The sequence below is a fragment of the Zobellia barbeyronii genome, assembly GCF_018603515.1.
Taxonomy (GTDB): Bacteria; Bacteroidota; Bacteroidia; order Flavobacteriales; family Flavobacteriaceae; genus Zobellia; species Zobellia barbeyronii.
Window position 1 is genome coordinate 224,268 of record NZ_JACATN010000004.1, and the last position, 12,236, is coordinate 236,503.

Genomic DNA, 12,236 nt, shown 5'->3' on the forward strand with positions numbered 1-12,236 from the left:
AGAAATGAATTTTATAAGACCTACTGCATTCCTTTCGCTATTGCTAGCATTACACAGTTGTAGCGATGACAACACCACTTCTGACGAGACCGCGGTTATAGACCCTACGGAAGAAGCCTGTACTACAGACCAAGTTTTGGACAGCAGTAGAGGTCCTTGTGATGTAACCTTGCCTTACGCTTCTGAATATGAGGAATCTACTTCAGAAACTACGCGCACCATAGCCTCCAATTCTATACCGGAACATCTGGTGGGACTCTTTGGTGGTGGTTCCGGTTCTTTGAACCCCAATGCCATTTCCGAACAATCTGAAACTTACGAGTTACCCTTGAACCCTACTGAAGCGACTGATTTTACATCGCTTTTAAATCAAAATACAGGCCCACAATATTCTTTTGGTGTGCTTTTAAACGGGGTGGAGTTAGATCCCGTTGCTGCAGAGCCCTTTCCGCATGAGGGTGCTTTGAGCGCCAATGTAAATTGGGAATGGAACTTAGAGGCCTTGAACGTAAACTTGGGCTTGGATTGCAATAATGCACACGTACAACCTACGGGAAAATACCATTATCACGGTTCGCCTATACTTTTTCTAGAAAACCTGGATATTCCTGACAATGAAATGACCATGATCGGCTATGCTGCGGATGGTTTTCCTATTTATTACAAATATGCGTACGAGGATGCTACCGATGCTTCTTCCGCCGTAATTACAATGACACCTAGCTACGAATTAAAATCAGGAAACAGACCCGGAGATGGTGTTACGGCTCCTTGCGATGTGTACAACGGAATTTATTCTAACGATTATGAATTTATTGAAACTGCAGGCATTTTAGATAGGGCCAATGGAAGAAACGGTGTAACGCCAGAGTATCCTGATGGCACGTATTATTATGTGATTACAGATGCTTTTCCAAGTGTGCCAAGGTATTTTAGAGGTACGCCTTCCAACGATTTTAAATTAGGGCGATAAATGAAATATGTTATTCTCCTGCTTCTATGGAGTATGCCCTTTTCTAATGCATGGGCACATGAAGCCAATGAGGCTTTTTTTAAATTCACCCAAACGGAAAATACCATTGTGGTAGAAGCCGAATTTCCGTGGACATTAAGAAACGCGCTCCTTGCTTACAAACCTTCCTTAAAAGAGGCGGTGAACAACCGTGATTTTGAAACTACCTTTTTAGAATACCTGAGGGAAAATCTTATCCTGAAAGATGAAAACGGCGTGGTTCTGGAGTTGCAGAGTTTTGAAGAATTGGATAATAACCAGCATGCCCATCAAAACACCTACAACATCACTTTTAAGGGAACCAGTCTATCTGAGGTAACGAATACCACTTTATGCAACCTTAACGGAAATCAGGTAAACTATAACACTCTTGCTCTAGGTGAAGAAAATGAAACGTTCCAAACGGGAAGCCAGAAAGGTACTTTTCAATTGAAAAAAGAGAATAATACTCCGTACCTATTGCTATTATTGATTCCTGTGTTTTATTTCCTTTATAAGAAATTCGGTAAAAAATCGGTTTCTCACTAAAACTAATGGACGCCACGGCTATGTTATTTGGGTTGTTTTTGGTGTAAATCGGTTTACTTCTACCCTCTTCTAGTATCTATAGAAAATGGAAAAATAGAGATGAAATTTCTTGAAAAAATTCTCTTTGTTCACCTAAAAATATCCTCTTCTTTTTTTCGTTCTATTGTAATCAAAATCAGCTTTTAGTAATTAAAAAACAACCGCATGGGATTAGACATGCGTCCTATGGGCAAGCCCCAAAAAGGATTCGAAAAAAGGTTTAAAGAAATTTTTGAAATGGTGAGTTCCGATACTATCCCTAAACCTAGTTTTATGGATAAACTCAGGGGAATTAAACAACCTACAAAAGAAGAATTGATTCAAGAATGGTTTGACAACCAAATATCGACCTACGAAACCATAAAAGCGCCCATGGTAGGAAAAGACCAAGAGGCCGAAAGTTGGATCAAAGAACGGTATGAGGAAATGGAACCAAAACCACCTTTGGAAGATTTTCTAAAAGAACACCACGGGTACTATGTTATTCCGCTTGCCAAAGAACAAGATGGCGTTCCTTGCTATAAAGCTCTTGGGCAGGACGAAAATGTTTTTAGGGGGCAGTTTTTAAAAGATTGCGTTGACCTGATCGGAGAAGATTTGGTAAGTGAGGCTTGGAGTACAAAACAAGCGGATGAAACACTAGATTATGGCAATCGGTTAATGAGTGCTGCCAATACTATTGCAAAAGAGCATAACCTGGAGCATTTAAAAGACCAGCAAACTGCTCCCAATACGGACGAAAACCAAATAGAATCTAAACTTCATATTGTATATTCCGCTGCCAAATGGCTCACTTTCTACGGAAAAAATGGGCATGGGTATGAGGCGGATTTTTAGTGGGAGGTAGTTACATAGAATATGATTTAACCAATTATTTTACCCAATTTCTTAATTATGGAAAACTATAACCGAGCCTTAACCATCAAAAATTATTTCAATGAAATAACTTCTGGGAAACTGGAATTTTCAGATTTAAGACAAAAGCTTGAAAACCTAGGCATAGAACAAGAAGAAATTACTGTAGTCATAAGGCAGGTTGACAAAAAAGTACAAAGAAATATAGGCAATAAATGCAACTGGTAAAAATTTATTTTATGGAGGTTTGATTGTAGCCCTTTTCGGATTGGTTTTAACTATTGGAACTCTAACAGGCTTAGTAAACTTAAAAGGAATTGGAATTATGGCATATGGCCCTATTGCAGGAGGACTTATAACAGCCATGACCGGAAAATCTCAAATGAACCCCAATTAAACAAAATTTCATCCTCTTTTAACCCAACACCTAAATACTATTTGGATACATCTAATGGACCTAGCTATTCTTGAAGCCCAGGAACCAAAACAAAAGTGGTTGGATTGAAAAGGAGAGATGAAATTTAAAAAACCGCTATATTTCTTAAGAAATATAATGTATTTTGCAAGCTAAATCATTACTAATTAGTCTAGATTATTAAAACGAGAATGAAATTTTTAAAACCAATTGCATTAATCATTTTTGTTTTTCTAATAACCGTCAGCTGTTCTGAAAATGAGACCACTACAGTGGAGCCTCCTGTAAACAAGGGAGAACAAGAAGAGCCAGCTGAACCAGTTTCAGTAATTTATTTTACGCTGACCGTGGATGCATCGACAAATACCAAAGAAACTGAAGATTGGATTATCATTCACAATGATACCGGAGAAATATTAGACTTCAAATCCTACGAAGCTGGAGATGTACTTACTTTTGAATCTTTGGAAACAGAAGTAACGAATAAGATTACAGTTAGCCATTTAAGAAGGATATTAAATTTAACAGAAGATGGTTATTTCATACAGACTTATACCGATATTGATAACGGCAGTAATTGGAAATTTACCGAAGGTACTGCTATTAATCTAACGCCTAGTATTGGCACCTTTGATATCAACATAACTAATATCCCAAGTAGATCAACTAAAATACCGCATGCAGTTTCCAGCTTAGAACATATTCCATACCAATTTGTTTATGCTGGGTCGCTTATAAATTCTAGCTATGTAGATTTTCGCATAAATAATATTGACTTAAGAACTGAAACAGACATTATTGTATCTATTATGGACGATAATTTTGATATGAAATATCGTTTTGTAAATGATGTCAAAGTAGGTGATGCGTACAACTTTGATTATTCTGAATTTATGGCTTTTGACAGTAGTTTAATTATAGACTTACCGGCAACTACAAAAACACTAGTCTATGACGTATTCACAATTAATGAAAACACACTACGAAAAGGTTATCATTTGAACTCATACGGTTATTGGTCGTACGGTATACCTGATAAAATAAAACTAGGCTATCTAAATAAGTTTAATAATTATCTATCAGATATTATACTTACGTTTGATAAAACACAATACCGATACATATCAATCGGTCCAAAACCCGAAAGTTTAATTATTAGAGAGGACTTATTCTTTACCCCTGAAAATTCATCTATTTTCGAATTTACTTTTACTACTAACGTAGATACCATAATTAGGAAAAATAACAGTTGGTATACCTCTACAGGTAAACATAACATAGATTTTGCATATTTACGATGGTCAATTACTTCTCCTGGACACGATTACCCTGTAATTGGAGAGATACCTGATGAGTTAAAAAAAATGTATCCCGCTATGAAAATTAATGATCTCAAATATGATTATTCAACTATACAGATTAAATCAATTCCATATCAGGAGTGGATTACCAAATGGTACGTTGATTATGATTCATCGTTTACAAAAACTGAAAGGGAAGAATATGTATTCCTTGAATAAATGACTTCAGCACGTACTTATGGCACGCCAAAAAAAGGAACATTTCGGTAAAACGGAATGTTCCTTTTTCGGTTTATAAATGAAAATACAAGGTTTTGGTAAAGGCTCTATTAGAAAGTTCCTTACTTTTATCTTTCGCACAAACCCGCACTCAAACTACTTGTTTAATTTCATTCTTTTGGGTCATGATGTGTTTTTTCCGCAATTAGCACATAAGAAACACATCACTTTAAAAACTGAAGAACAGCTACACATGAAACACATTAAAACCCTCCTATTTGTATTCCTCTTAACGCTAAGCACAACTATAAAGGCACAGGAGGCTCCGTTTTCCGATTTATTACAGAACATAGATTCTAGAGAGAAAACCAGTTTAAATGGCCTATGGGACATGATTGTTGACCCGCTAGAAAACGGATATTACAACCACAGGTTACAACCCAAAGAAGACGGCTATTTTATGAATGCCCAAATGCAATCTCCGTCTGACTTAATAGAATACAATTTTGATACCAGCAAGCAACTTATGGTTCCTGGGGATTGGAATACGCAAATGGACAAATTGTATTACTACGAGGGCACTGTTTGGTCCAAAAAAGACTTTACCTATACCGCCAAGAATGACGAGGCCGCTTTTTTATATTTTGAGGCCGTAAATTATGAGGCCATAGTTTACCTGAACGGCGAACGTATTGGTAGGCATGTGGGTGGATATACCCCGTTTCAGTTTGAGGTTACGGACAAGCTAAAAGAAGGCAACAACTTTGTGGTCGTAAAAGTGGATAACAAACGAAAAAGAGAAAACGTACCAACGGTAAACCAAGATTGGTGGAACTACGGCGGCATTACCAGATCGGTTCATTTAATTACTGTGCCAAAATCTCATATTAATGATTACTCGGTTCAATTACCAAAAGGCGTAACCAATGCCATTAAAGGTTGGGTTTCGGTTGCCAACGGTAAAGATGGTGATGCCGTGAGCATAGCTATTCCTGAACTAAAGAAAACAGTAAACACCGTTCTTAAAAATGGAAAAGCTGAATTTTCTATTAAAGCGAAACCAAAACTTTGGAGTCCAACTAGCCCCAAGACCTATGAAGTTGTTTTAAAAACGGCAACCGATGAAATTACGGATCAGATCGGTTTTAGAACCATAGCTACGGAAGGGTCTAAAATCTTATTGAACGGAAAACAGATATTCTTAAAAGGGATAAGCATTCACGAAGAAGCCCCCTTTAAAACGGGACGTGTAGTTTCTGTAGAGGAATGTAAAATATTGTTGGAATGGGCCAAAGAATTGGGCTGTAATTTTATCCGTCTGGCGCACTACCCTCATAGCGAAGCTATGGTACGTGAGGCAGAGAAAATGGGCTTTTTAATATGGTCCGAAATACCGGTGTATTGGACTATTCAGTTTGACAATGAAGATACTTATGCCAATGCAAAAAACCAGCTTACGGAAATGATTTCTAGGGATAAAAACCGTGCAGCCGTGGTACTATGGTCTATGGCGAATGAAACTCCTGAAGGCGAATCTAGATTGAATTTTATAGGAAACCTTGCCGAACAAGCCCGAAAGCTAGATGATACCCGTCTTATTACAGCTGCACTAGATACACAAGCACAAGGGGATGATGGCAACTTAATTGAAGACCCACTGGGCGAAGTGGTAGATGTTATAGGTATTAATGCCTATTGTGGTTGGTACGCCGGCGCAACCGATACTTGTGCGCAATTAAAATGGGCAAGTGCGTACAACAAGCCTATGATTATGAGTGAAGTTGGTGGAGGTGCTCTTTATGGTCATCATGGTGAAAAAAATGAACGATGGACGGAAGAATACCAAGCAGAGGTTTTTAAAACCAATATTGAAATGATGCGTAACATTGATTTCCTATCTGGTTTATCTCCGTGGATTTTGATGGATTTCCGCTCTTCTAGACGTCCGTTAAGAAGAATCCAAGACGACTTTAATAGAAAAGGATTGATCTCTGAACAGGGAATGAAGAAACAAGCTTTTTTTATCCTTCAAGAGTATTACGAGAAAGAAAATAACTAATATTTTGTACGCCGCTGATTTTATAAGTTAGCGTACTTTTAGTATTTAGAAAAGCACTCCTTTGTTTAAAAAAGGAGTGCTTTTTTTTATGCTACGCTTCTGCTCTACACACAAAACATCCCAAATCTGACTGCATTTTCCATAAATAGCAGCAGTCTTCAAAAACACCAACCCTATAAAACGACAGTAAACCAAGGGGTTAAATTTTATTATTTAGATTTATTATAAATAATTTGGCAGATTAAACATGCATAGATACATTTGTCGCAAATTAACTATTCATATCAAGTCTAAATAAATATAATGAAATATTTTGTAGCAACCTTAGCGTTAGTATTCCTGTCTCACGTTGGTTTTTCCCAAGAAGCGACCGTAACAGGAAAAGTAACGGATAACACCAAAATGCCCCTTTTTGGTGTAAACGTCCTCCTAAAAAATACGAGTACCGGAACCCAAACTAACGAAGCGGGTTCTTTTGAACTTAACCATCTTAGCAACGGCAACTATGTGTTGTCTCTCTCCTACCTCGGGTTCAAAACCAAGGAAATTCCATTCTCGGTTGCTAACAACCAAAATGTAACCTTACCCGAGATTGTACTTTACGAAGGAAATGAAATCCTGAACGAAGTAATCGTTGAAGCAGAACGACGGAACAAATTTTCTAGAAAGCAAACGGCCTATGTTTCTAAAATGCCCCTAAAGAACATAGAAAACCCCCAAGTTTACAACACCATTACGAATCAATTACTTATCTCCCAGTCCGTTAACACCTTCCAGGATGCATTAGTAAATGCTGCGGGTATTACGCAATTATGGTCCTCTACAGGTAGAAGTGGCGATGGTGCCGGGTATTATTCTAGCCGTGGTTTTGCAGTGCAACCACAATTGGTAAATGGCGTTGCCGGAATTACAAATGGGTTTATCAACCCTTCTAATGTAGAACGTGTGGAAGTTATAAAAGGTCCTTCTGGAACTTTATTTGGTAGCTCAGTTACCTCTTACGGCGGCTTGATTAATATTGTTACCAAAAAACCCTATAACAGCACTGGAGGAGAGGTAACGGTATCTGGCGGTTCTAATGATTTTGCAAAACTAAATGTAGATGTAAATATCTCTGATGGCGAAAAATTATCCTTCCGCTTAAATGGTGGTTTCCAAAAGGACAACAGCTTTCAAGATGCAGGTTTTAAGAAGTCGGTTTTTATAGCGCCATCGCTTTCGTATAAGGTTAACAACAACCTATCCTTGAACTTCTCCTATGAAGCATCAGGGAATGAGCAGACCAATGAAACGTTCCTATTCTTAAACAGATCTAGTCCCATAGCGTTTAATTCTATTGCCGATTTAAATTACGACACCAATTTATCCTTTACCAACAATGATGTTACCATAGATAATATCACCCAGAATTACAGGGGAGAAATTGCTTGGAAAATAACGGATAACTGGTCTTCTCAAACCTTAATAGCAGGCGGATTGGCTAAATCTTTAGGTTACTATACCTATTTATGGAACACGGCAGATTATACAGACCCGGCAGCTCCCATAGGTACAGAAAACTTTAGCTTGTATGCACAAGACACGGATTCTAGAACAAAGACCTTAAACCTGCAGCAAAACTTTAATGGAACCTTTCATTTAGGAGATTTGGAAAATAAGTTATTAGTTGGTTTAGATTACTTGGATTCTAAAACAATAGACAATAGCTCTAATTGGGGATACCTGCATTCTATAAATCTACAGGGCGATTTAATATATGGTGAGCCAGCAATTAATGCCCAGAATTTAAGTACTGCATTAACAGGCTTAGGGAATCTAGATTCTGATGTGCGCCAAAATGTATTTGGAGCCTATATCTCAGATGTTATCCACATTATACCTTCTTTATCCGTAATGGCGAGTGTACGTTATGACCGGTTTGATTATGAAGGTGATGTAAATACCGTAGCTGATGATGATTCCGAATATACTGAATCTACTTTCTCTCCAAAATTTGGTATCGTTTTTCAGCCTATTATAGATCAATTGTCCGTTTTTGCGAATTATCAGAATGGATTTTCATATGTAAATCCGCAATACATCACCGACTTTTCTTCAGGTGAAACCGTATTACAATCCTATGATGTTGAAGAAGCAAATCAATTTGAAGTGGGGATGAAATCTAATCTATTCCACAATAAATTAGAAGCTACATTAAGCTATTACAACATAAACGTAGACAACAAATATTACTGGGCGACAAAAACACAGGATTTAGAAATAAACAGCCAGGGTATTGAGCTTGAAGTAAACGCCAACCCAATTGAAGGGTTACACATACATACCGGTTTTAGTTACAACGATTCTGAAATTACGGATTCTCCTTCTGCCATGGAATTAGTAGGTAATAGGTATGGCGAATCTGGTCCAGATATAACCTATAACTTTTGGACCGATTATAAGTTTCTAAAAAACTTTGGAGTTGGAGCCGGTTTTAACGGTGCTTCGGAATATGATACCATGGTTGACTATAAAGCAACCACCGGAAGTTTTTACATTCCTTCTTATACCGTTTTTAACGCTTCTGTCTATTATGAAACAGACAAGTACAGGTTTAGTATTAAAGGGAATAACCTAGCGGATAAATCCTATTATTCTGGATGGAGTACGGTAACTCCACAGCAAAGAAGAGCACTTCTGGGCACCTTCAGTTTTAAATTTTAAAATATAATCCATAAAGGCAACTCATACAGGTTGCCTTATTCTTTGTATCCTATGGCACTAAAAAAACATATTCTTACCCTACACAAAATCTTAGGTCTAGCTACCGGAATTGTAGTTTTTATTGTATCCGTTACCGGTTGTTGTTGGGCATTTAGAGAAGAGATTGAAAGTACCTATGATCAATACAAAAAAGTGGTTCCCCAGGACCAACCTATTTTAACGCCAACACAAGCAAAGGAACTTGCTAAAGAAATTTTTCCTGATAACCATGTTCACGGTACGCTATTTAAGAAAGCCGATGATGCCATAGAGGTTATTTTTTATGATGCGGAACCTGAGTTTTATCAAAGTGTATTTTTAAATCCCTATTCCGGAGAGGTTATTCAAGTTGATAACCACCTTACCGGTTTTTTTGCTTTTATCCTTAAAGGTCATATGCGGTTATGGTTGCCCAAAGACATTGGCGAACAGGTGGTAGGTGTTTCCATTCTCCTTTTTATTTTTATTATTATTTCCGGCTTTATTCTGTGGTTACCTAAAAAACGGAAGAATCTAAAACAACGCCTAAAATTTGACTGGAAGAAAACTACCCGCTGGAAACGTAAAAACTTTGACTTGCATTCCATTGTTGGCTTCTACGTCTGTTCCCTTGCTTTAATATTAGCTTTCACAGGTTCTATGATGTCTTATAAATGGCTAATGTATGGCGTTTACGTAGCAACTGGCGGTAAAAAGGAAGCTGCATTTAATATCCCAAAAAATAATAGTGAAACCCCAGAGGATACTACTGCAAAACCATGGGATAATCTAATTGTAAAATTAATGAAGGAATCCCCAGAAGCAGAAGCCTACGAACTACACTACCCTACTACAGCAGATGAAAGCGTTTATGTAGAAGTTTCCAATAGTAAGGGTCTTTTTTATGATTCCGATTTTCGGTTTTTTGACCAAAACACACTTGAAGAAATAGAAACAGAAAGTGTTTACGGCAAATATAAAAATGCCCAAATACCGGATAAGATTGTTCGGATGACCTATGACATTCACATTGGGTCTATAGGAGGTCTTCCCGGAAAAATCATTGCTTTTCTGGTAAGCCTACTTACCGCTAGTTTACCAGTTACAGGTATTTTATTGTGGTATGGACGTAAGTATAAAAAGAAAGAAACCCCGTCTGTTCGTACTCGGGAGTTGGTTGATTAAGAGTGCTATTTTCAATTACTTTTTATTCTTTCGTAGGTATCATTTTCAAAACTGATTTTATAATCCGATTTAAAAAATGTACTGGGGAGATAGTAATCTGTCGTGATTACCTGCGCACCAGATGCCTTGGCTTTTTCAAACCTACTATAATCATTTGTTCTTGCTTCTTTGGTATCTGCATCTGCACGTGTACGGACCATGTATCCTAAAGCTACGAGATTTTTAATTTTCTCAAAATCCACTACTGGGTCGTTTATAACCCTAAAAGCTGAATTTGGATTTCCTTCTTCTTTATTTACGAATAATGCCGCTCCTTTTGAATTTGAAAAATTGGATAAGTAGGCATCTGTTTTTTCTTCTCCCTCATCCAAAACAAATAAAAACTTGTTTTTCACCTTAGTCAATTCTGGCCAACCTTTATCTAAAATCGCTTTCTCTAAAGTATCATAATCGCCCTTTACAAAATCAGGTGTAATTAAGTTTTCTTCAGAAAATATGTCTCGTATTTCTGTATTCAAATTTTGTAACGCCTGAGCATCAAAAGGTAACGGTTTTCTTGTCTCTGGTACTTCGTTATCCTTGGTATTGATGGTGATGATAATTGGAGTGTGTCCCAAATTAGCATTGGACCACGCTTTTAATTCCATCAAAGCCTCTTTAAATAGTAATTGATGGCTTCTAAAATCTACTTCCTGAACATGAAATATTTTAAGACCTGGTGTTTTCAACTTTTGTTCCACATCAAAAGGTCTTGGCTCCAGCCCCATAGATTTAATGATTTCCAAACCTTTAGGGTTTGAAAAATGACCTCCTTCTGGATCATGAAAAACATCGAGCTCCAAATTACGAAGTCCTAAATCTAATTGCGCAGATAACGGAATATGGTCATATTCCAAACTACTTAATTTAGGTTCCTTTTTCAGCAAATACTCAAATAGCGGTTTCTCAATTGCCACCTTATAGCTATTATGGCTACCAATAATTTGAATATCATTTAACCTTGCCTCTTTTGGGCTTTTATTGTCTACAGAATTATTAAAGAACAAGACAGATGTAATCAGTACTACTAAGGTGTAAGCTATTTTCATAAAGCAGAGATTAGCGCGTAATTTAACTCTTTTAATTTATGGTTTATTAGTATCCATTTTATCCATCCAAGAATCTTCGTCTTCGTTAAAACTATGCCTTACCGTTCAAAGCCTTCCATTCTTCAAAACTAGTTTTGTATGCTTCATTTGTTAGTGGATAAAGTCCTACTATGGATGTTCCACTTTCAACTTCGCCCATCACATACTCTTCAAAAAGTGTCATTGTAGTACATTCATCAGCAACCTCATCTGCAATGCCAGCTGGTATGACCATAATACCATCATCATCACCTACAATAAAATCCCCTGGAAATACAGCTACATCACCACAACCAATAGGCTCATTAATAGCAATAGCCTGGTGCAGGGTTAGATTGGTAGGAGCTGTAGGTCTGTTGTGATAAGATGCAAAATTAAGATTGGCAATTTCAGCCGAATCACGGAACCCGCCATCCGTAACTATACCTTCTACCCCACGCACCATTAATCGTGTAGCCAAGATAGAACCTGCAGAAGCGGCACGGGCATCTTTTCTACTATCTATAACCATTACATACCCTTTTGGGCATTCTTCTACGGCAACACGCTGTAAATGCTTAGGGTCTCTAAACACCTCTATAGGATTCAAATCTTCCCGAGCAGGAATATAACGCAACGTATAGGCCTTACCTACCATGGTGGGCTTGCCATTTTTTAACGGCTTAACATCCTGTATAAATTGATTTTTTAAGCCTTTTTTAAATAGACAAGTGGCAATAGTTGCCGTACTGACCTTTCTTAGTTTTTCTGTTGTGGTTGCTACTTTTGCTGTCAT

Annotated in this window: 11 protein-coding genes; 9 read left to right on the forward strand and 2 right to left on the reverse strand. The window is 37.4% G+C overall.

The genetic code is table 11. The annotated features are described in order from the left end of the window. The first annotated feature begins 4 nt into the window (after positions 1 to 4). The 9 genes from HW347_RS13410 to HW347_RS13450 all read left to right on the forward strand — a co-directional run bounded on the left by HW347_RS13410 (position 5) and on the right by HW347_RS13450 (position 10,334). On the forward strand, positions 5 to 973 hold the full coding sequence (locus HW347_RS13410; RefSeq protein ID WP_214612326.1) for a YHYH protein: 969 nt from the start codon (positions 5 to 7) through the stop codon (positions 971 to 973). Next, positions 974 to 1,540, forward strand: coding sequence for a hypothetical protein (locus HW347_RS13415; protein WP_214612327.1), 567 nt, complete (start codon positions 974 to 976; stop codon positions 1,538 to 1,540). A 204-nt stretch (positions 1,541 to 1,744) separates the two neighbouring features. Continuing rightward, positions 1,745 to 2,416 (forward strand): hypothetical protein, encoded by a 672-nt coding sequence (locus HW347_RS13420; protein ID WP_214612328.1) that lies wholly within the window; start codon positions 1,745 to 1,747, stop codon positions 2,414 to 2,416. 57 nt (positions 2,417 to 2,473) lie between these two features. Then, entirely contained in the window at positions 2,474 to 2,662 is a 189-nt protein-coding gene (locus HW347_RS13425; RefSeq protein ID WP_214612329.1) for a hypothetical protein, read from the forward strand. A gap of 19 nt (positions 2,663 to 2,681) precedes the next feature. Next, positions 2,682 to 2,831 (forward strand): hypothetical protein, encoded by a 150-nt coding sequence (locus tag HW347_RS13430; RefSeq protein WP_214612330.1) that lies wholly within the window; start codon positions 2,682 to 2,684, stop codon positions 2,829 to 2,831. A gap of 209 nt (positions 2,832 to 3,040) precedes the next feature. Next, the gene (locus tag HW347_RS13435; RefSeq protein ID WP_214612331.1) at positions 3,041 to 4,369 is read left to right on the forward strand and encodes a hypothetical protein; all 1,329 of its coding nucleotides are present in this window, start codon (positions 3,041 to 3,043) and stop codon (positions 4,367 to 4,369) included. Positions 4,370 to 4,622: 253 nt separating this feature from the next. Further along, positions 4,623 to 6,428 carry a glycoside hydrolase family 2 protein gene (locus HW347_RS13440; protein ID WP_214612332.1) on the forward strand — a complete coding sequence of 602 codons (1,806 nt, stop codon included), beginning with the start codon at positions 4,623 to 4,625 and terminating at the stop codon, positions 6,426 to 6,428. 303 nt (positions 6,429 to 6,731) lie between these two features. Continuing rightward, positions 6,732 to 9,131 (forward strand): TonB-dependent receptor, encoded by a 2,400-nt coding sequence (locus HW347_RS13445; protein ID WP_214612333.1) that lies wholly within the window; start codon positions 6,732 to 6,734, stop codon positions 9,129 to 9,131. 51 nt (positions 9,132 to 9,182) lie between these two features. Continuing rightward, entirely contained in the window at positions 9,183 to 10,334 is a 1,152-nt protein-coding gene (locus tag HW347_RS13450) for a PepSY-associated TM helix domain-containing protein (RefSeq protein ID WP_214612334.1), read from the forward strand. An 11-nt stretch (positions 10,335 to 10,345) separates the two neighbouring features. On the opposite strand, the gene HW347_RS13455 is transcribed toward HW347_RS13450, so the two are convergent. Beyond that, the gene (locus HW347_RS13455; protein WP_214612335.1) at positions 10,346 to 11,422 is read right to left on the reverse strand and encodes a phosphatidylinositol-specific phospholipase C1-like protein; all 1,077 of its coding nucleotides are present in this window, start codon (positions 11,420 to 11,422) and stop codon (positions 10,346 to 10,348) included. Between the two features lie 91 nt (positions 11,423 to 11,513). Continuing rightward, positions 11,514 to 12,236 carry a ribonuclease activity regulator RraA gene (locus tag HW347_RS13460; protein WP_214612336.1) on the reverse strand — a complete coding sequence of 241 codons (723 nt, stop codon included), beginning with the start codon at positions 12,234 to 12,236 and terminating at the stop codon, positions 11,514 to 11,516.